This is a genomic window from Thiobacillus thioparus DSM 505, from assembly GCF_000373385.1.
Lineage (GTDB): Bacteria > Pseudomonadota > Gammaproteobacteria > Burkholderiales > Thiobacillaceae > Thiobacillus > Thiobacillus thioparus.
Genome location: NZ_KB891328.1, coordinates 183,868 through 205,041 on the forward strand (window position 1 = coordinate 183,868; position 21,174 = coordinate 205,041).

A 21,174-nucleotide genomic window follows, 5' to 3' on the forward strand; every position below is an offset into this window, starting at 1 on the left:
GCAAAGACGCACATGTCTTCCATCGTTTCGCTCCCCGGCAGTGACGCGCTGTCTTCCTTTCGGCTCGACAAAATTCGCCAGGAGGCAGCCCGTCTCGGGGTGGCGCTGGGCGAGCTGAGCGCACGCTACTGGCATTTCCTTGAGCTGGACGCCGAGCTGGATGTGGCAGCTGAACAGCAGCTGGCCAAGACGCTGGATTACGGTACCCCGACCGACAGTCCTTCGGCCGACGACGTGCAGGTTCTGGTCACGCCGCGCCCGGGCACGATTTCCCCGTGGTCGTCCAAGGCCACCGATATTCTCAGGAACAGCGGCCTCGTCCAGTTGCATCGCATCGAGCGCGGCGTCGCCTATCGTCTGCGCGATCCTCAGGGTGCCGCGCTGACGGCCCAGGCGTTGACAGCGCTGCTGCCACTGCTGCACGACCGCATGACGGAAGCCGTGATGGGCTCGCTGGAAGGCGCACACGTGCTGTTTCAACACGTGCCGCCGCGCGAACTGGCCACAGTCGACGTGATGGCGGGCGGCCGCGCCGCGCTGGAAGCGGCCAACCGCGAACTCGGCCTCGCGCTGTCGGACGACGAGGTCGAGTATCTGGTCGACAACTTCACCCGCATCGGACGCAATCCCACCGACGTCGAACTGATGATGTTCGCGCAGGCCAACTCGGAGCACTGCCGCCACAAGATCTTCAACGCCGCCTGGGTGATCGACGGCGAAGCGCAGGCGAAATCGCTGTTCGGCATGATCCGCGACACCCACGCCGCCCATCCCGAGGGTACGGTGGTGGCCTATTCGGACAATTCCTCCGTCATCGAGGGGGCGACCATCGACCGCTTCTATCCGCGCGCCGACGGCAGCTACGCCTACAGCAGCGAGCTCACCCACGTGCTGATGAAGGTCGAGACGCACAACCACCCGACCGCGATCTCACCCTTCCCCGGCGCGGCCACCGGCAGCGGCGGCGAAATTCGCGACGAGGGCGCGACCGGCATCGGTTCCAAGCCCAAGGCCGGCCTGTGCGGGTTCTCGGTGTCGAATCTGAATATTCCCGGCTACGAGCAGCCGTGGGAAGTCGACGTGTACGGCAAACCCGAGCGCATCGTCACCCCGCTCGCGATTATGCTCGAAGGCCCGATCGGTGCGGCAGCGTTCAACAACGAATTCGGCCGCCCCAACCTGGCCGGCTATTTCCGCACGTTCGAAGAAACAGTCGCCGGGCAGCGTCGCGGCTATCACAAACCTATCATGCTGGCGGGTGGCGTTGGCAGCATCCGTGCTGACCACGTCGACAAGAAAATGTTGCCGACCGGCACGCTGCTGATCCAGCTGGGTGGCCCCGGCATGCTGATCGGTCTCGGCGGCGGTGCAGCCTCGTCGATGGACACCGGCGCCAACGCCGCCGATCTCGACTTCGACTCGGTGCAGCGTGGCAACCCGGAAATGGAGCGGCGCGCGCAGGAAGTCATCGACCGCTGCTGGCAGCTCGGCGATAAGAATCCGATTCTTTCCATCCACGATGTCGGCGCCGGCGGCCTGTCGAACGCGCTGCCCGAGCTGGTGCACGGTGGCGGCCGCGGTGGGCGCTTCGAATTGCGTGCCGCGCCGTCGGAGGAGTCCGGCATGTCGCCGCGCGAGATCTGGTGCAACGAGGCGCAGGAACGCTACGTGCTGGCGATCCCGCCGGATCGTCTCGACGAATTCCACGCGATCTGCGAGCGTGAGCGCTGCCCGTTCGCGGTGTTGGGCGAAGCGACAGAGGAGAATCACCTGCTGGTGAGCGACAGCCATTTCGACAACGCACCGGTGGACGTGAGCCTGGACGTCATCCTCGGCAAGCCGCCCAAGATGACGCGCGATGTTGCGCACCAGCCCGCCTTGCCCGCGCCGCTGGCGCTCGACGGCATCGACCTCAAGGACGCGGTCTACCGCGTGCTGGCGTTGCCGGGGGTGGCGTCGAAGATGTTCCTGATTTCCATCGGCGACCGCAGCGTCGGCGGCCTCACCGCGCGCGACCAGTGCGTGGGGCCTTGGCAGGTGCCGGTGGCCGATTGCGCGATCACGCTGGCCGGCTACCAGACCACGCAGGGCGAGGCGTTCTCTATCGGCGAGAAGGCCCCGCTGGCGCTGATCGACGCGCCGGCGTCGGGGCGCATGGCGGTCGTCGAGGCGATCACCAACCTCGCTGCCGCGCGGGTCGAGGGCTTGGGCAGCGTGAAGCTGTCGGCCAACTGGATGGCGCCGGCTGGCCACCCTGGCGAGGATGCAGCGTTGTTCGACACGGTTGCCGCGGTCTCGAATTATTGCCAGGCACTGGCTGTGAGCATCCCGGTCGGCAAGGATTCGATGAGCATGAAGACGGTGTGGCAGGCCGACGGCGAGAAGAAGTCGGTGACCTCGCCGATCTCGCTGGTGATTTCGGCGTTTGCCACCACGCCCGATGCGACGCAGCACCTGACGCCGCAGCTGCGCACCGACGCCGGCGATACCGATCTCGTGCTGATCGACCTGGGACTCGGCAAGAACCGTCTCGGCGGCTCGAGCTTCGCCCAGGCCTACAAGCAGGTGGGCGACCACTGCCCGGACGCGCCGGCAGCCGCGGCGCTCAGCGCCTTCTTCGAAACGGTGCAGGCACTGAACGCCGCGGGCAAGCTGCTCGCCTATCACGACCGCTCGGACGGCGGCCTGTTCGTCGCCCTGTGCGAGATGGCGTTTGCCGGCCACTGCGGCGTGGAGATGGACGTCGACGAGTTGTGTTCGGAGAAGATCCGTCATGACGTCGAAGACGAGGGCCTGCCGGAACCGGACATGCAGGATCCGCGCGGTTATTCCGAACGAATGTTCAGCGTGCTGTTCAGCGAGGAAGCCGGCGCCGTGCTGCAGGTTCGCCGCAGCGACACCCAGGCGGTGATGCAGGCTTTCTTCGACGCCGGGCTGCGCGGCGAGTTCTACATCGTCGGCCAGCCCAATGGGGCGGACCGCGTGCGCATTCTACGCAAGGAGCGGGTGATCCTGGACGAGGCGCGTACCGATCTGCAAAGTGCCTGGGCGCGCACCAGCCATGAAATGGCAAAGCTGCGCGACAACCCGGTTTGCGCCGAGCAGGAATTCGCACGCAATGCCGATGCCGGCGATCCGGGCCTGCGTTATGCACCGACTTTCGATGTGGACGACGACATCGCCGCACCTTTCATCGCCCGCGGCATGCGCCCACGCGTGGCGGTGCTGCGCGAGCAGGGCGTCAACGGCCAGGTCGAGATGGCCGCCGTGTTCGACGCCGCCGGTTTTGCACCCGTCGACGTGCATATGAGCGATATCCTGTCCGGTCGGGTCAGCTTGGGCGACTTCACCGGACTGGCGGCCTGCGGCGGCTTCAGCTATGGCGATGTGCTGGGCGCGGGCGGCGGCTGGGCCAAATCCATCCTGTTCAACCCGCGCGCCCGGGATGAGTTTGCAGCGTTCTTCGGGCGAACCGACAGTTTCGCCCTGGGCGTGTGCAACGGTTGCCAGATGATGAGCCAACTGCATGGCCTGATTCCCGGCGCCGGCGCCTGGCCGCGTTTCGAACGCAACCTGTCTGAACAGTTCGAGGCGCGCTTTGCACAGGTCGAGGTGCTGGCTTCGCCATCGATTTTCTTCGCCGATATGGCGGGTTCGATGATGCCGATCGTGGTGTCGCATGGCGAAGGGCGGGTCGCTTTCCGCGAGGCGGCGCATGCAGCGCAGGCCGTGGCGACGCTGCGCTATGTCGATCACCATGGTGCGCCGACCGAATGCTACCCGCTCAATCCCAACGGCTCGGCCGGGGGGCTCACCGGATTCACCACGGCCGATGGCCGTTTCAGCATCCTGATGCCGCATCCGGAACGCGTATACCGCGCGGCGCAGCTGTCGTGGCGGCCTGACGGGATGGCCGGCGCGAGCCCGTGGCTGCGGATGTTCCGCAATGCGCGGCGCGCGGTTGGGTGATGCGCGCCGATATGAGAAAATAGCCGGCTTTGCTGCAATAACCCCGCTCTCCGCCCATGAATGCACCCGAAACCCTCCTGACGGATGACCACCTGCGTGCGCAGGTCAAGCTGCTGGGAACCCTGCTCGGCCAGGTGCTGCTGCAATTCGCTGGCGAAGATGTGTTCGAGGCGGTGGAAACTCTGCGCCGCGGCTTTGCCGAACTCCAGCAGCAGGAAGACCAGCAGCGCCGCACCGAGCTGATGGCGATGATCGACGCCATGCCCGCCGCCAAGGTGGAACTGGTGGTGCGTGGGTTCTCCAGCTATTTCAAGCTGGTCAACGTGGCGGAGGAGAGCTTTGCCCACCGTAACCGCCGCCGCATGCTGTCGCACGGCATGCCGTTGTGGGAGGGCTCGTTCGACCGTACCCTGGCCGATCTCAAGACGCAGGGCATGTCGGTCGGCACCCTGCAGGACATGGTCAACCGCCTGCACTACGCGCCGGTGTTCACCGCGCATCCCACCGAAGCGCGCCGCCGCGCGGTGATGGAAGGCATGCGCCGGGTGTTCCTGATCTGCGACCAGTTGTACAGCCCCACCCTCGGGGTGAACGATCAGCGCGAGCTGGAAGCGCAGCTGGCCGCCGAGATCCAGGTGATGTGGCGTACCGACGAGCTCCGCAGTGCCAAGCTGGAAGTGCGCGATGAAGTGCGCAATGGCCTGTATTACGTGCGGGAAAGCCTGTTCGAGGCGGTGCCGAAAGCCTATTACTTCTTCGAGAAGGCACTGCGCAAGCATTACGGCGTCAACGCCGACGGCGCCGCCCTGGTCAGCGTGCCGAGCTTCATCCGCTTCGGCTCCTGGATCGGCGGCGACCGCGACGGCAATCCATTCGTGACGGCGGACGTCACCGAATGGACGGTGCACACCCAGATGCAGGAAGCGCTGCTGGAGTACCGTGCCCGGGTGCGGGATCTGCGGCAGACGCTCACCCACAGCAACGGCTGGTGCACGCCTTCCGGCCCTTTCCTGGAGCATCTGGCGGAATACGAAGAAGCCTTCGGCGAACAGGTGTTCCGCGGCACCGCGGTGCAGATCTACAGCCGCGAACCCTATCGCCGCATGGCGGCGATGATGCTGGCGCGGCTGGATGCCAACCTGTCCTACGTCCATCAGTGCCTGGCCGACGTGCCGAGCTTTACCTCGAATCTGGCGTACGAGAATGCCGCAGCCTTCCTCGACGATCTGTACCTGGTGCGCGATTCGCTGATCAGCCACGGCGACCGCATCATCGCCATGCAGGATCTGCAGGCGCTGATCCGGCTGGTTGAAAGTTTTGGTTTTCACCTGCTGCAGCTGGACATCCGCCAGGAGTCGACCGTGCACACGCGCACGGTCGCCGCGCTGCTACAACAGATCGATCCCGATTTCGACTACGTGAGCGCATCCGAAGCCGACCGCCTGCAGCGGCTGGCAGCGTGGGTCGGCCACATCGATCCGATCGAGGTGAATGATGCCGCGCTGGACGACGAGGCGCGCGAGGCGCTTGCGGTATTCCGGCGCATGGCCAAGCTGCAGACTGAAGTGGGTGACGAAGTCTTCGGTACCTATGTGATTTCGATGACGCACAGCGCGTCGCACGTGATGGAGGTGATGTTGCTGGCACGGCTGGTTGGGCTGTGCGGCCACAACGGGCGCGACTGGTTCTGCCGCATTCAGGTCGCCCCGCTGTTCGAGACGGTGGACGATCTGCAGCGCAGCGAGGCCATCCTCGACCAGCTGCTGTCGAACAAGGTGTATCGCGCCCTGGTGGCGGCCAACGGCAACCACCAGGAGGTCATGCTCGGCTATTCCGATTCGTGCAAGGACGGCGGTATCCTGGCATCGAACTGGAACCTTTATCAGGCGCAGCTTTCCATCATCGCGCTGACGCAGCATTTCGGTGTCGAATGCCGTCTGTTCCATGGACGCGGCGGCACAGTGGGACGCGGCGGCGGCCCCACTTACGATGCGATCCTGTCGCAACCGCCCGGCACCGTGAACGGCGAGATCAAGTTCACCGAGCAGGGCGAGATGCTGTACTACAAATACGGCAATCCCGAGACCGCCAACTACGAAATCGGCATGGGCGTCACCGGCCTCTTGAAGGCCAGCGCTACCGCGCTGGCCCACAGCGAGGTTCGCTACCCGCAGGAATACCTCGACTGGATGCGCGACATCGCAGCGGCCGGAGAGATGGCCTACCGTGCGTTGATCGGCATGCCGGGCTTCATCGACTACTTCTACGAAAGCACCCCGGTCACTGAACTCGGCCTGCTCAACATCGGCAGCCGGCCGTCCCATCGCAAGAAGGCCGACCGCTCGCTGGGCTCGATTCGCGCCATTCCGTGGGTATTCGGCTGGGCGCAGTCGCGGCACACGCTGCCTGCCTGGTACGGCATCGGCAGTGCGCTGAAGCGCTTCATCGATGTTCATCCAGAGGGTCTGGCGCATCTGCAGACGATGCACCGTGAATGGCCGTTCTTCCGTGGCCTGCTGTCCAACGTGCAGATGTCGCTGGCCAAGGCCGACATGGAGATTGCCGAGGAATACGCGCGCCTGTGCGACCACCTCAATACCATGGCGATCTATCGCGCGATCGCGGACGAGTTTGCGCTCACGGTGGATGGGGTCAAACAGATCGCGCAGATCGATACCCTGCTGGAAGACAACCAGTCCCTGGCCTTGTCGCTTTCGCGCCGCCGTCCCTACATGGACCCGATCAACCATATCCAGGTCCGCATGCTGAAGCGTTACCGTTCCGAGAGCGTGTGGGATGCCGAACAGGAATCGTGGTTGGCGCCCCTGATGCGATCGATCAACGCCATCGCATCCGGGATGCGCAACACCGGTTGAGCATGGGCACGACGAACGCAGACGCGCCCTCTTCCGTTCAGCCGAGACGCCGTGGGCTGTTCGTGGCGGTCGGTCTGAATGTCGTACTGCTGTTTCTGGTATGTGGTCTGGCACTGTATGCCTTCATGCTCAACGTCGACCTGGGCGATATGAAGCGGCAGCTGTCCAAGGAGACCGAGACACGCCAGCAGAGCGAGCGCTATCTGATCGAGACACGCAACCAGCTGACCGAAAGCCTGCGCGAAATCGAGCAGCTGAAAGCGCAACTGGCCTACAAGGAAACCGACGTCCAGGCGGCTGCGGCCACAGCCAAACCGGCTCTGCCGGTTGTCATCGGTTTCCGCTCGTCGATACTGGGCAAGGGACTGGTGGCTGAAATCGAGAATACCAGCGACCGCTATCTCACCGTGATCCTGGCCGTGCGCAACCCTACGCTGTCGACGGCGCGTCGTTTCAAACTCGATCTGGCACCGCGGTCACGCACCGAGTTCGGTCATCTGGAAGGCTGGCAATTCGCGTCGGGCGACGAGGTGGGGGTGTTCAACGACGAATTCGGTGCGCTGAAAGTCACGGTGCCGTGACGGCGACGGGCCGCGGCTTGCGCAATTGCATGCCGAGCAGGGCCGGCATCAGCAGCAATTCGAACACCTGACCAGCGAACAGGCCGACGGCGCACAGCATGCCGAAATGAGCGGTGGGGCGGTAGTCGGACAACCCGAGCAGACCGAACTGCGCAATCAGCACCACCGAAATCGCGATCACCGCGCGGCCCGAGCTTTCCACGCTGCGGATGATGGCAAACACCGGACCGGCGCCATGCTTGAGGCGGTGCAGATAGCCGTGATACAGATGGATGGTGTCATCCACGGTGATGCCGAGGATGATGCCGGCGATCAGCACGGTGGCGACGTCGAGCGCGATACCTGACACACCCATCACCACAAAGATGAAGAACAGCGGCGCCAGGTTGGGGATCAGGCAGATGAGTCCGGCCTTGAACGAGCGGAACAGAAGCGCCATCAGCAGCAGAATCTGCAGGAAGGACGAAGTGAAGCTCTTGATCTGGCCGTTGACGATGCGATCCGTCTGGTCCGCAAACAGCTGACCGAATCCGGAAATATCGTAGCGCATGCCGGCGATGGGCTGGGCGTCCAGGTGTGTGCGGATTCGCTGGATCACCTGGCTGATTTCATTGGCGCCGTGCACGTTGAGGCTGAGTGCGATGCGGCCGCGCTGGAACTCGTGGTTGACGAGCTCGTACAAATCCTTGCCGTCATAGATGAGCAGCAGCTGTTCGACCAGCTTGCGGCTGGTGGGTAGCGCATTCGTGCCGGGTGCATCGCCGCTGAAGGCACGGTTCATTTCCTCCAGTACGTTGACCAGCGAAAAGCTGCGGTCGATTTCCGGCTGCTGTTCCAGCCAGGTCTGCAGGGCTTTGATCTGGGCCAGGCGGCCCGGGTCTTTCAGGCTGTCGCGACCTGAGCCGGTGAGTACGATTTCGAGCCCGGTGACGCCGGACAGTTTGCTTTCGATCCGTTCGGTACCCCGGCTGAGGGGATGGTCGGGCGCAAAGAACTCCAGGATGTTGGATTCGACCTTGACCTGCATCACCAATGGGATGGTCATCAGCACCAATAGGGCCGTGCTGATCAACACGGCTTTCGCGTGCCGCAGGCTGAATACAGCCACCACCGCCGCGATCCGGCGGGCGTGCGCCAGGCCCGACCGGCGGCGGGGCCAGCGCGGCGTGTCCCATTTCAACAGGATGGGCGGCACCAGGATGAACACCACCAGGAACACCATGAGCGTGCCGATGGCACCCGACAGGCCAAAGGTCTGAACCGGGGGGATACTGATCCACAGCATGCTCAGCATGCCGGCGCCTGTCGTCAGGATGTTGAACAGGCCCGGGATAAAGGTGTCCTTCAGCGCGCGGGCAATGCGTTGCCGCCGCGGCAGCAACGCGATGCGACCGCGCTGGATGCCGGCATACAGATGCAGCATGGTGGCGACGGTGTAGGCCGCCATCAGGGTGGGGATCATCGCGGTGATCGGTGTATAGGGCTGGCCGAAAGCCACCAGCCCGGCCACGCTGGCCGATACCACCGTGCCCATGGCCAGTCCGCCGATCACGACCGGACGGATGCGCCCGACCACCCACCACAGCAATACCATGCCGATGACGAAGGTGAGCGGAATGAAGATCGCGCTATCGCGCCAGAGCGAGCGCAGTTCCGCGACCGTCTGCGCCACCGTGCCGGCAGTGGCGGTGTGGTGGCTATCGAGGTTCTCGGCAGTGATCGTTTTTTCGAGTGCGTTCTCGATGTCGCGGCGGGCGAGGCTTTCCTTCAGGAATTTCGGGCGCACCACCAGCGCGACGGCGCGGCCGTCGCGCGAGGCGATCAGGCCGGGCGCGATGGGGTCGCCAAGCACGCGGGCTTTCCACTGCGCCGGCGTGCGCTCGGCCAAATGTTTCGGATCGACCAGCAGCGATACCGCAAAACCGTCGTCGGTGGCGTCGATGTGCTCGACCGTGGTGAGCGTCAGGACCCGATCGACCGCAGGCAGTGCGGCCATTTTCTTCACGGCGCGGTCGAGCGCGGCGAGAAACGCCGGGGTGTACAGGTCGTCGCCTTCGAACAGGGCGATGACGGCCTCGTCGTTGGGGAATTCCTTGAACAGCGATTCGCGCAGCTGGATGGTGGGCGAATCGGGGGGCGAGTAGATGTCCGGCGCGTTGTTGAAATGAAGCTTCAGCAGGAACGGTATCGATATCAGCTGGATCCCGAGCAGGATGGCCAGCGCCAGCCAGGGCGGCAGCATGCGGCTGCCATCGATCCAGGGTTTCAGCAGCTTCATGCGCCGGTCCCGGTCAGAACTTGGTGCGCAGGCCCAACGTGATCAGCGAATGATCCTGGTGGAAGCCGCCCAGGGTGCGCGCTTCGCCATCGAAGTAATGCGCAGCGACGTAGAGTTCGTATGGTTCCCAGCCCACGTAGCTGAGCTTGGGGCTGAGGTAGACATCGCGCACATTGAAGCCGCTGGCAAAACGCAGCCCGGCCTTCCAGCGTCCCTGGCCGAAATTGGTCTCGATCTCACCGTTGGCGCCGTAGTATTCCTTCAGTTCGAGGATGCTGCGGTCGGTCTGCAGCGCGTGCGCAACCAGTTGCAGGTTGACGCGGGTATCCGCGCCGCCAGGGAAGAACTCCAGTGCGCCGACCCAGTCGAGCGAATGCGTGGTGTCCATCACGGTCGTGGGCAGGGTCACCGGCACGTCGCCGGTGTAACCGGCTTCCATGCGCCAGGTGAGGCCGTCATGCTCGAGTTCCATGTCGGCGCCGACAAAGGTGTTGAACGGGTGTACGGCGGTGAGCCTGAGCGCAGCCAGGTCGAGCCGGTAATACGGCAGCGACTGCCGGGTGCGCGCGAGCGTCACGCCGAAATCGAAGGGGTCGCCGGTCTTGGTGAGTCGCAGGGCGCCGCCGCCGCTGCCATGCTCGTCCTCATTGATGCGCGCGGCGCTGACCCAGGGGGTGGTGAGCGCAGGATCGATGCCGATGATCTGGCCGGTGGTGCGGTTGACCGGGCTCCAGATGCTGGCCACGTCCGGCAGCTGCGCGGCACGGAACACCGGCAGCCACACCGCATCCAGCTTGTAGTCGCCGAAATTCTGCTCCCAGCGGGTGGCGAGCTGCGCGCGCCGGCGGTCAGCCAGGTCGTCGAGGGCGAACCGGGTCAGATCGACCCGGCTGACGCGGTCGGCCAGCGGGATTTCATCGACGCGGCCCCAGATGATGGTCTGCGCGCCGAGGGTGAGGCGGGTGTCGCCACTGCGGTAGCGGACATAGGTGTCGCCGTAATCGGCCAGCAGTTCGCGGTGGCTGGCCAGGCCGCCATCCTGCGTCATGCCGTCGAGCCGCGCACCGGCGCGGAATTCCCAGTTGAGACTGGGCTGCCACAGGACGTAGGCGCTCGTGCGCAGGGTGGAATAGGTGTCGGCCTCGGGTGCGTCGGGCAGGCTGCCGCCTTCCAGCAGCAGGTCGTCGATGCCGACCTTGAGCGAGGGCTGGAAGCCGCGCGCCTTCGGTTTGTGGCTGCGCGGAGTCGGCGGCGGCAGATCGTCCGCAGTGCTGACGGATTGGGTGCTGTCGGCCGGCGAGGCTTCGGTGGGCAGCGGGCGCAGTTTGCGCGTCGTGGTGCGCGGTGGTGGCAGATCGTCCGGTACATCCTGGTCGGCGGTGGTGCGCGGCGGCGGCAGGTCATCGGCCGCATGGGCGGGGATGAGCACGGGCAGGGTGGCGAGCGACAGGCTCAGGGTCAGCAACAGGTTTTTCATGGGCGATATTCCGATTCCAGGCTTTCGTCGGCAAGGGCTTGCGAAGTGAAGAGTTTGGCGGGCAGTTTCTGGTCGTACAGCGCCGTATCGATGACTAGCCGGGTTTCATGCCCGCTTTCCAGGTCGATCATGCGGCTGTCGGTGAGCGTCCAGTAGCCTTGGGTGCGTTTTTTGCTGCGCAGCAGCCAGCGCTTGCTGGGCGTGTTGCCGCTCTGCTCGAAATAATCCACGCGCTGCGGGATCGCGGTGACGGGATCGATCCAGCTGATGCGTTTCTTGTACACCGAATCGTCGGCGTCCAGCGGCACGCTCTCGAGCACGTCGCAGAGGATGCCGTTTTCGAGCTGCTTGCCGAGCAGGCGCTGGCGATCCTTCGATGGCTTGCGTTCCTGCAGGTCCTCGAAGTACAAGTCGGATCCGACGAAGCGTCCACCCTTGCGGTCGCTGGAAATGCGGCGTACGCGGTCGAGTGCGGGCAGGTACAGCCATTGGTCGGTGCTGCCGTCGGCCTTGTCGATGCTGAGCAGGCCGGTTCCTGCGATGTCTTCAGGTTCGAGAAAACGGATCAGGTTGGCGGTTTCGCCGCGCGTCTTGTCGAGGCGGAAGGTGACCAGTTCACGAATGCGCGGTGCCCGGCCCTTCTCGGTGAGCACCATACGGCCGAGCGTGGTGAGGTCGCGCCCGTTGGGACGGTCGTAGACGCGTTGTGCCAGATCGGACGCATCGTCGGCGCGGACGGCGGCGGTCCCGAGCAACAGCGCGACCAGCAGCAGGAAACGAACCAGAGACGGCGGCGGAATGGATGACATGTGATTTCCGGGTGAACGGCGCATACCAACGGCTTTGTCAGCCCGAACTTTACCGCAAAACCCGCTGCGCTCCCCAGCCCGGGGGTGCTGGATTTCGCGCCCGTACTATGATAAAAAGACATCGTTATCTGATGTGGTGGGTGCCTCCATGACTTCGACTCTTCTGGAACTGCTCCAGAAATACAGCGTACCCGGCCCCCGTTATACGTCCTATCCGACTGCGCCGTATTTCCGCACCGGCTTCAGCGAGACGGACTGGACCGATGAGCTGGCTGCGGCATCCCCTGACCGCGGGTTGTCGCTGTACGCCCACATTCCCTTCTGCGACACGCTTTGCCACTTCTGCGGGTGCAACATGGTGGCGACGCGCGACTACAGCAAGACCCAGCCCTATCTGGCCTATCTCGACCAGGAAATGGCGCATACGGCGCAACGGGTGGATCCGGGCCGCATGGTTCACCAATTGCACTGGGGCGGCGGTACGCCAACTTATCTGAATCCCGGCGATATTCGCCGCCTGATGGACATGATGCGCCGGTACTTCACGCTGGCTGCCAATGCCGAGATCAGTTGCGAGATCGACCCGCGCGAGCTGACGCGCGAGCATCTGGTGGCGTTGCGCGAATCCGGTTTCAATCGCGTCTCGTTTGGCGTGCAGGACATGGATCCGGACGTGCAGCAGGCAGTCAACCGTATCCAGTCGCAGACCCTTATCCAGCAGGTGCTCGACTGGTCACGTGAGTTGGGCTTTTCCAGCATCAATCTGGATCTGATCGTGGGATTGCCGAAACAGACGGTCGCCAGTTTTCGCCACACGCTGGAACAGGTGACCGAATGGTCGCCGGATCGCCTGGCGGTGTTTGCGTATGCCCACGTGCCATGGCTGAAGAAGCACCAGCGCCTGATCAAGGAAGAAGATCTGCCGGATTCCGCGACGCGTCTCGGCCTGCAGCAGGCGGTGAACGAGATGCTGGGCGCAGTGGGCTACGTCAACATCGGCCTTGACCACTTCGCCCGTCCGGACGACGAACTGGTACGCGCCCAGCAGAACAAGACGCTATGGCGCAATTTCCAGGGCTATACCACGCACAAGGACTGCGACATCCTGGCCTTCGGCGTCTCCAGCATCAGCCAGACAGCCGATGTGTACATGCAGAACGAGAAGAATCTCAAACGCTACCAGGAACGTATCGCTGCGACCGGTATGGCCGTCGAGCGCGGCCTCAGGCTCACGCGCGACGACCAGATCCGACGTGACGCGATCACGCGCGTGATGTGCGATCTGGAGCTCGACTTTGCGGCCTTCGGCCAGGAATGGAACATTGCCTTCACCGATTATTTCGCTGACGCACTGACCGATCTGCGCCCGCTTGCCGACGACGGGCTGGTCACGGTTGCGTCGGACCGGATCAGTGTCACCCCGCGCGGCCGGCTGTTCCTGCGCAACATCGGCATGTGCTTCGACCGCTATCTGAAGGAAACCGCCAGCACGCAGCCCCGTTATTCGCGTACCGCCTGAGTTCCGCCGCACCTGCAGGGTGATTGACGAATGCCATTGACAATCCCGCTGCGACCTCGCGATAGTTGGTGACATAACAAGCGGAGGGTAGCAGGCGGTGCGTATTGCGCATTCACGCGCCGTACCCGATAGACATGGCATTCAATAACGCCGGGACGACGTCTGCGAGACCGCTTCGCTTGCTTGCGGTCGGGCTGGGGTATTACCTGGGCGCCGTGCTCGGCGTGGCCGCCTCGTCCATGTCCGAGGGCATCTCTATCTTCTGGCTGCCCAACGGCATCCTGCTGGCGACGCTGTTGCTGGCGCCGAGGCGCGACTGGCCGCTCTACCTGCTGACGGCCGTGGCGGCGGAAATCGCCGCCGACCTACCCACCTTCAACCTCGCGCAGGCGATCGGTTTTGCTGGCGTCAACCTGTTCGAATGCCTGCTGGCTGCCTGGTTGCTGCAGCGTGTCGCCTGTCCCTTTGCGCTCGACCGGTTGCGCCATGTCGCCCTGTTCGGGCTGGTCTTGGGGCTGGCCAGCGGACTGGCGGCCCTGCTGGGCGCGTCGATCTATTCGCTGAGTGCTCCGACCACCACGTCGTTCTGGGACTTATGGACAATCTGGTGGCTGGGAGATGGCATGGGCGTACTGCTGATCACGCCGCTCGTGCTGGGCTGGCTGCAGGGTCCGTCCCAACCAGCCACACGCCGCCCCCTGGAAGCTGCCGCGCTATTGGCGCTGACCCTGCTGTTCACCGTCTGGGTTTTCTCGCAGGGCGCCACCGACAGTTTCCCAAGAAGACCTTTCCTGTTGTTTCCGCTGCCCCTGTGGGCGGCCGTCCGCTTCGGGGTGCGGGGTGCGGCCAGTATCGTGTTACTGATCGCCGCCATCGCAATCATGGCTACCCTCAAAGGCGTGAGTCCCCTGCTTGCCGCCACGCCGGGGGAGACGGTCCTGCTGCTGCAGGAATATCTGGCCGTGCTGGCATTCTCGTCGCTCGCGCTGGCCGCGCTACTACAGGATCTGCGGGCGACCCATGACGAACTCGACCGTCTCAACCGAGAACTCGAAGCACGAGTGGAGGCGCGTACCCATGACCTGGAACTGGCCAACCAGCATCTAGAGGAATTGGCCTCGATCGACCCCCTGACCGGTGCCAGCAACCGGCGCCATTTCATGGAACTGGCCAAGGTCGAGATCAGCCGCGCCAAGCGTCAGGGGCTGCCATTGTCGCTGATCATGCTGGACATCGATTTCTTCAAATCGGTCAACGACCGTTTCGGCCACGAAACCGGCGACAAGGTGCTGGTGGCGCTGGCTGCCACTATCCACGCCACGCTGCGCGGGGGCGACATCTTCGCGCGCCTGGGAGGCGAAGAGTTTGTCGTCCTGCTGCCAGGCCAGGGGCTGTCTGAAGCCCTGCTGATGGCCGAGCGCCTGCGGTTGCTGATTGCGCAAAACGTGGTCCCGGGGTGCCCGGCCCATATTACCGTCAGTGCCGGGCTTGCTGCGCTGGAGGATGCATCGGAAGAAATCGATGGCCTGCTGCGACGTGCCGACGCGGGGCTCTATCGGGCCAAGAACCAGGGCCGCAACCAGGTTTGCCCGGGTTAGGCTGCAGCGCGCAGGCCACGTGGCGCATGGATTCTTAGCAGCAGCCACTGCCATCGTCGCGTTTGGGGCAGCCCTCGGGCCGGTTGCGCGGCGGCAGGGGGCAGCGGTTGATTTCATCCGCGCCACGCTGGAAATAGCAGGTCATCGCGCTGGACGCGATACCCAGCAGCCAGAACACGAAGAAGCCGATGGTATAGGCGGCGAGGCGCTGTTCGATCACCGCTTCGCCGTGGTACACGATCTCCAGCGGATCGAACAAGGTGGTGAAAACGATGTCGGCCACGCCGGCCACAAGGAAGGACGGCCACAGAATGTGGATCAGGCGCTGCATCATGGCGTGCTCCTCGTCTGGGTGGACGTCATTCTTCAGGATTGTTCATCTTGCGCTTGTACCAGACCATCAGGTAGATCGCCATGCCGATGATGAAGAGGATGGTAAACAGGCTCAAGAGGCCGATCGGGCTGCTGAACAGCAGATTGAGTACAACGTCCATTTTATTCTCCCTGTGGTTGACGAACGGCGGAATCGGATGACATCGTGACGGCTTGCTTGAATGGGGAATGCAGCACGCCAGCAAGGCGCCAAGTGGATGCGGCATCGGTCAGCTGGGCGTGCCATTTCCCGTCGGGCATGGCGGGCAGCATGGCGCGATAGCGGCTGCCGCCGGCGCGATGCAGGGTGAGCGTGTGATCCAGGCCCTGATGCGTGGGATGGGCCAGCGTGAGGATCAATTGGTCGGGATAGGCCGTCAGATGGCCGGCCAGCGTGAGCACCAGCGCGCCGTCCTCGCTTTTCACCGTGGCGGCGAGCGCCAGGGCGTGCGCGGCGTCGTCGCGCTCCAGCGTCTGGTTGATGGCGAGCCCCTCCTTGTAGTAATCGCCCACCACCAGCCCGTCGGCGCTCTGGTAGGCAATCCACACGGTGGTCAGTCCGGCGGCGACTGCGATGGCGGGCAGGCTCATGAGGAACCATGGCCAGGGTTCGCGATACCAGGGTTTGGCGTGAAAGGCTGTATTCGTCATGGTGCCGTGCCTCACAATATCTAGCGGTTGAAGAACTTGGTGGCGACGTCCTGTCTGATGCGCGGATCGTCGGTGGCTTGTATCGTGAACGTGACTGCGATCGAGCGGCCCTTCAGTTCTTCCGGGTCGGCTGTCAGGCTGACGGGAATGTCGATGGTCTGCAAGGGAGCTGCCGCGATATCGCGCGTGGCGGTCTCTAGCTCGAGATCCTCGATGCCGTGTGCCTGGATCGTATAGCGGTGAGCCTGGCCATCCTTGTTGATGATCTGCAGGCGATAGACGTTCTCGATCTTGCCTTCGTCGGTTTCCTTCGATAATGCCGCGCGGTCGCGCACCACGCCGACATTGAGCGGTACCCGCGTGGCGAGGCTGTAGAGGAATGCGCCCGCGATCAGTGTCAGCAGCACGGTGTAGATGATGGTGCGCGGACGTAGGACGTGCCTGACGATGCCGGTATCCGGGTATTTCCCTTTCACCACGTTTTCCGTGGTGTAGCGGATCAGACCGCGCGGGTAGCCCATCTTGTCCATGATCTGGTCGCAGCCGTCGATGCAGGCGGCGCAACCGATGCATTCGTACTGCAGGCCGTTTCGGATATCGATGCCGGTGGGGCAGACCTGTACGCAGACGTTACAGTCGACGCAGGTACCGAGCCCGGCTGCCTTGTAATCGGTCTTCTTGCTGCGCGGGCCGCGCGGCTCGCCGAGGGAGCTGTCGTAGGTCACGGTCAGCGTGTCGGAATCGAACATTACGCTCTGGAAGCGCGCATACGGGCACATGTACTTGCATACCTGCTCGCGCATGAAACCGGCGTTGCCCCACGTGGCGAAGGCGTAGAACAGGATCCAGAAGGTTTCCCATGGACCGAGGTTGGCTTGAATCGTCTCGGCCGCCAGCGTCTGGATCGGGGTGAAATAGCCGACGAAAGTGAAGCCCGTCCACAGCGCGATCGCGAACCAGACGACGTGCTTGAGCCCGCGCTTCTTCAGCTTGTTGGCATTCCACGGCGACTGGTCGAGTTTTCTGCGTGCGAGATGGTCACCCTCCAGCCAGTTTTCCACCCACATGAAAACCTCGGTGTACACGGTCTGCGGGCAGGCGTAACCGCACCATAGACGCCCGGCCACCGCGGTAAACAGGAACAGCGAGAGCGCCGACAGGATCAGCAGACCGGTGAGATAGACGAAATCCTGCGGCCAGAACACCAGGCCGAAAATATAGAATTTGCGCGCGGCCAGATCGAACAGCACCGCCTGGCGGTGGTCCCATTGCAGCCAGGGTATGCCGTAGTAGAGCGTCTGGGTCAGCAGCACCAGCGCGACGCGCCAGTTGGCAAATACGCCGTGCACCGCGCGCGGCTGGATTTTTTGCCGGATCGCGTAGAGCTGCTGCTCGGTCGCGGCGTCGGCGGAGGCGGGCTGCTTGTTGTTGGTCACTGCGTTTGTCCGTGAAAGTCTGAGCCGCTTGAACGCACTGGAACAATACGTTCAAGCGGCTCGCCGGTTTGTCCGGCGAGTACCGCTCATTGCTTACGACTTACTGCTTCTGCGACAACCCGTACACATAGGCCGCCAGCAGGTGCAGCTTGGCTTCCTTGTTGGAGGTGGTGCCGAGCGTCTGGGTCAAGGCAGGCATGACACCGTTGCGACCTTTGCTGATGGTCTCGATGATCGTCGCCTCGTTGCCGCCGTACAGCCACACCTTGTCGGTGAGGTTGGGCGCGCCCAGCGCCTTCATGCCAGTGCCGTCCGGCATGTGGCAGGCGGCGCAGTTCTCGGCGAATTTCGCCTTGCCTGCTTCGGCCAGAGCGGCATCGTGCTTGCGGCCCGACAGCGAGAGCACGTAGTTGGCCACCTGCTTGACGCCTTGTGCACCGAGGATCGGCTCCCATGCCGGCATCACCCCCGCGCGGCCGTTGGTGATGGTGGCCACGATGGTGTCGGGCTCGCCGCCGTAGAGCCAGTCATTGTCGGTCAGGTTGGGGAAGCCCTTGGCGCCCATGGCATCGGAGCCGTGGCACTGTGAGCAGTAGGTCAGGAACAGGTGCTTGCCGATGGCGCGCGCGTTCGGGTCGGCCGCCACGGTCGCGACATCCTGCTGCATGAAGCCGGCATACATCGGCTGGAACTTGGCTTCGGCGGCTTTCACCTCGGCCTGGTATTCCCCTTTGGAGGTCCAGCCCAGCAAGCCAGCGAAGTTGCCCAGTCCCGGCCACAGGGCGAGGTAGCCCAGCCCGAAAATCATGGTGCCGTAGAACAGCCCCAGCCACCAGCGCGGCAGGGGATTGTTGAGATCCTGGAGGTCGCCGTCCCAGGTGTGTTCCATGAGTTCGGCCTTCTCGCCGGGCGCAAACTTGCGGGTGGTCTGCGATTTGAGAAATACCCAGGTGCCGAGGATGCTCACCAGGGTCAGGACGCTGATGTAGATCGGCCAGAAGCCGCTTGTGAAATCGCTCATTGCTTGTCTCCTTGTTTAGCGGGCCGGTCGTCGTCATCTTCGAAGGGCAGTCGGGCGTCTTCTTCGAAGCGCTGCTTGTTGCGCGTGCTGAAGGCCCACCAGACGATGCCGATGAATACGATCACGAAGACCGCCGTGATGATGCCGCTGAGGGTTCCGCTGTCCATGCCGGGCTCAGTTCTTCGGCGCGTGGGTGCCGAGCACCTGCAGGTAGGCGATGACGGCATCAAGCTCGGTCTTGCCCTGGAGCGCCGCGGGTGCCGCGGCGATTTCCTGCTCGCTATAGCCGTGGCCGACGATGTCCAGCGTGCGCATCTTGGCCTGGATGCCGGTGTCCTTGAGCGGACGGTCAAGCCAGGGGTAGGCGGGCATGATGGATTCCGGCACTACGTCGCGCGGATTCATCAGGTGCGCGACCTGCCAGGCGTCCGAATAACGACCGCCGACACGTGCCAGGTCGGGACCGGTGCGCTTGGAGCCCCACAGGAAGGGGCGGTCGTAGACATACTCGCCTGCCACCGAATAGTGGCCGTAGCGTTCGGTCTCGGCACGGAACGGACGAATCATCTGCGAATGGCAGCCGACGCAGCCTTCGCGGATGTAGATGTCGCGTCCCATCAACTGCAGCGCCGTGTAGGGCTTCAGGCCTTCCACCGGCGTGGTGGTGGAAGTCTGGAAGAACAGCGGCACGATCTGTACCAGACCACCGACGCTGACAATGAGGATGGTCAGCACGATCAGCAGACCGAGGTTCTTTTCGATGTTTTCATGCGAAATCATGTTCGGTCTCCTATCAGGCGTGGACGGCTTGCGGGATGGGGGCGTCATTGACGACGCGTCCGGCTCGGACGGTCTGCCAGACGTTGTAGGCCATCATCAGCATGCCGCCGAAGAACAGCGCCCCGCCGGCGAGGCGGATGCCGTAGAACGGATGCATGGTGGCGACCACCTGGGCGAAGCTGTAGGTCAGCGTGCCGTCGGGGTTGGCTGCCCGCCACATCAGGCCTTGCGCCACGCCGGCGATCCACATCGAGGCGATGTACAGCACCACGCCGATGGTGGAGAACCAGAAGTGCCATTCGATGAGTTTGGTGCTGTACATCGATTCACGGCCGAACAGGCGCGGAATCAGGTAGTACATGGAACCGATGGTGATCATGGCCACCCAGCCCAGCGCGCCGGAATGCACGTGGCCAATGGTCCATTCGGTGTAGTGGCTCAATGCGTTGACCGTCTTGATCGACATCATCGGCCCCTCGAAGGTCGACATGCCGTAGAACGACAGCGCGGTGACCATGAACTTGAGGATGGGGTCGGTGCGCAGTTTGTGCCACGCGCCGGACAGCGTCATGATGCCGTTCATCATGCCGCCCCAGCTTGGTGCCAGCAGCATCAGCGAGAACACCATGCCGAGGGACTGTGCCCAGTCAGGCAACGCGGTGTACTGCAGATGGTGCGGGCCCGCCCACATGTAGATGAAGTTGAGCGACCAGAAGTGCACGACCGAGAGGCGGTAGGAATAGATCGGCCGGCCGGCCTGTTTGGGAATGAAGTAGTACATCATGCCGAGGAAGGCGGTGGTGAGGAAGAAGCCCACCGCGTTATGGCCGTACCACCACTGCACCATCGCATCCTGCACGCCGGCGTAGGCGGAGTAGGACTTGTACCAGGCGCTCGTGCTGCCGCCCAGAATCCAGGGCAGCTCGGCGCTGTTGACGAGATGCAGCAGTGCGATCACCAGGATATAGGCGCCGAAGAACCAGTTCGACACGTAGATGTGCTTGGTCTTGCGTTTGATGATGGTGCCGAAGAACACCAGCGCATAGGAGACCCACACCACCGTGATCAACAGGTCGATCGGCCATTCGAGTTCGGCGTATTCCTTCGAAGTGGTGATGCCGAGCGGCAGCGTGACGGCAGCCAGCACGATCACGGCCGTCCAGCCCCAGAAGGTGAACGCGGCCAGCTTCTCGGCCCATAGCCGAACCTGGCAGGTGCGCTGCACGATGTAGTACGACACTGCAAACATCGCGGAGCCACCGAAGGCGAAGATCACCGCATTGGTATGCAGCGGCCTGAGGCGGCCATATGACAGCCATTCGATGCCAAAGGTCAGGTCCGGCCAGATCAGTTGCGAGGCCAGGATGAGCCCGACCAGCATACCGACGATCCCCCACACCACCGTCATGATGGCGAACTGGCGGACGACCTTATAGTTGTAGGTTGTCGCTTCCATACACGTCTCCCGTGATTGATGACTTGATTAGTACATGCGAATTTGATGATCTGTTTCGCATATGAAGATAAATATATCTATTTATTCGGGTGTGTCAAGTTGCCGCACCACGCGCTGAGCGGATCGGTCGGCCATAGTGTTGTTTCGTTGCGAAAAAGACGCATCCCTGTTTTTATGCCAAATTTGAATTTGGTATAGATCAGTTCCCGCGCAATTGATATGCATCAGGTTGTCGTGCCTAAGCTCACTTTCGTTACTTCAATACTCGGCGTCGAGCTAACACTGCCCGGTATTGGCAAGCTGTTTCAATCCACGCCCGACCGTGAGGCCGGGCGATGCACCGAGAACTTG

The 21,174-nt window shown here is 63.3% G+C and carries 16 protein-coding genes; 5 read left to right on the forward strand and 11 right to left on the reverse strand.

Going from position 1 to position 21,174, the window contains the following annotated elements; all coding sequences use genetic code 11:
* Positions 1-12: 12 nt before the first annotated feature.
* From purL to B058_RS0111475, 3 genes are read left to right on the forward strand one after another with little or no spacing between them, the layout of a single operon-like run.
* Positions 13-3,969 carry a phosphoribosylformylglycinamidine synthase gene (purL, locus tag B058_RS0111465; protein WP_018508631.1) on the forward strand — a complete coding sequence of 1,319 codons (3,957 nt, stop codon included), beginning with the start codon at positions 13-15 and terminating at the stop codon, positions 3,967-3,969.
* Positions 3,970-4,025: 56 nt separating this feature from the next.
* Complete coding sequence (gene ppc / locus B058_RS0111470; RefSeq protein WP_018508632.1) at positions 4,026-6,845, forward strand: phosphoenolpyruvate carboxylase; 2,820 nt, start codon at positions 4,026-4,028, stop codon at positions 6,843-6,845.
* A 2-nt stretch (positions 6,846-6,847) separates the two neighbouring features.
* Positions 6,848-7,426 carry a hypothetical protein gene (locus B058_RS0111475; RefSeq protein ID WP_018508633.1) on the forward strand — a complete coding sequence of 193 codons (579 nt, stop codon included), beginning with the start codon at positions 6,848-6,850 and terminating at the stop codon, positions 7,424-7,426.
* Here B058_RS0111475 and B058_RS0111480 read toward each other — a convergent pair.
* Genes B058_RS0111480 through B058_RS0111490 form a run of 3 tightly spaced genes read right to left on the reverse strand, consistent with a single transcriptional unit; the run spans position 7,413 to position 11,990 of the window.
* On the reverse strand, positions 7,413-9,704 hold the full coding sequence (locus B058_RS0111480; protein WP_018508634.1) for an efflux RND transporter permease subunit: 2,292 nt from the start codon (positions 9,702-9,704) through the stop codon (positions 7,413-7,415). The genes B058_RS0111475 and B058_RS0111480 overlap by 14 nt on opposite strands.
* Positions 9,705-9,717: 13 nt before the next feature.
* Positions 9,718-11,181 carry a DUF1302 family protein gene (locus B058_RS0111485; RefSeq protein ID WP_018508635.1) on the reverse strand — a complete coding sequence of 488 codons (1,464 nt, stop codon included), beginning with the start codon at positions 11,179-11,181 and terminating at the stop codon, positions 9,718-9,720.
* Entirely contained in the window at positions 11,178-11,990 is an 813-nt protein-coding gene (locus B058_RS0111490) for an outer membrane lipoprotein-sorting protein (RefSeq protein WP_018508636.1), read from the reverse strand. The genes B058_RS0111485 and B058_RS0111490 overlap by 4 nt, the downstream gene beginning before the upstream one ends.
* 148 nt (positions 11,991-12,138) lie before the next feature.
* On the opposite strand from B058_RS0111490, the gene hemN reads away from it, so the two are divergent.
* Together hemN and B058_RS0111500 are read left to right on the forward strand one after the other, a co-directional pair.
* Positions 12,139-13,509, forward strand: coding sequence for an oxygen-independent coproporphyrinogen III oxidase (gene hemN / locus B058_RS0111495; RefSeq protein WP_026240863.1), 1,371 nt, complete (start codon positions 12,139-12,141; stop codon positions 13,507-13,509).
* Between the two features lie 134 nt (positions 13,510-13,643).
* Entirely contained in the window at positions 13,644-15,107 is a 1,464-nt protein-coding gene (locus tag B058_RS0111500; protein ID WP_081616782.1) for a GGDEF domain-containing protein, read from the forward strand.
* Between the two features lie 34 nt (positions 15,108-15,141).
* Here the strand turns inward: B058_RS0111500 and B058_RS0111505 are convergent, their stop codons facing one another.
* From B058_RS0111505 to ccoN, 8 genes are all read right to left on the reverse strand, one after another.
* Positions 15,142-15,441, reverse strand: coding sequence for a hypothetical protein (locus B058_RS0111505; protein ID WP_018508639.1), 300 nt, complete (start codon positions 15,439-15,441; stop codon positions 15,142-15,144).
* Positions 15,442-15,466: 25 nt separating this feature from the next.
* Positions 15,467-15,601: a DUF3149 domain-containing protein gene (locus B058_RS17560; protein ID WP_018508640.1), complete on the reverse strand. Its 135-nt coding sequence runs from the start codon at positions 15,599-15,601 to the stop codon at positions 15,467-15,469.
* Between the two features lies 1 nt (position 15,602).
* Positions 15,603-16,130, reverse strand: coding sequence for a FixH family protein (locus B058_RS0111515; RefSeq protein WP_018508641.1), 528 nt, complete (start codon positions 16,128-16,130; stop codon positions 15,603-15,605).
* Positions 16,131-16,150: 20 nt separating this feature from the next.
* Positions 16,151-17,566, reverse strand: a complete 1,416-nt coding sequence (gene ccoG, locus B058_RS0111520) for a cytochrome c oxidase accessory protein CcoG (RefSeq protein WP_018508642.1) — start codon at positions 17,564-17,566, stop codon at positions 16,151-16,153.
* Between the two features lie 100 nt (positions 17,567-17,666).
* On the reverse strand, positions 17,667-18,587 hold the full coding sequence (ccoP, locus tag B058_RS0111525; protein WP_018508643.1) for a cytochrome-c oxidase, cbb3-type subunit III: 921 nt from the start codon (positions 18,585-18,587) through the stop codon (positions 17,667-17,669).
* Positions 18,584-18,754: a cbb3-type cytochrome oxidase subunit 3 gene (locus B058_RS0111530; RefSeq protein ID WP_018508644.1), complete on the reverse strand. Its 171-nt coding sequence runs from the start codon at positions 18,752-18,754 to the stop codon at positions 18,584-18,586. Before B058_RS0111530 ends, ccoP begins: the two co-directional genes overlap by 4 nt.
* 7 nt (positions 18,755-18,761) lie before the next feature.
* Positions 18,762-19,367 (reverse strand): cytochrome-c oxidase, cbb3-type subunit II, encoded by a 606-nt coding sequence (gene ccoO / locus B058_RS0111535; RefSeq protein ID WP_018508645.1) that lies wholly within the window; start codon positions 19,365-19,367, stop codon positions 18,762-18,764.
* A 13-nt stretch (positions 19,368-19,380) separates the two neighbouring features.
* On the reverse strand, positions 19,381-20,823 hold the full coding sequence (gene ccoN / locus B058_RS0111540) for a cytochrome-c oxidase, cbb3-type subunit I (RefSeq protein WP_018508646.1): 1,443 nt from the start codon (positions 20,821-20,823) through the stop codon (positions 19,381-19,383).
* Positions 20,824-21,174: the final 351 nt, after the last annotated feature.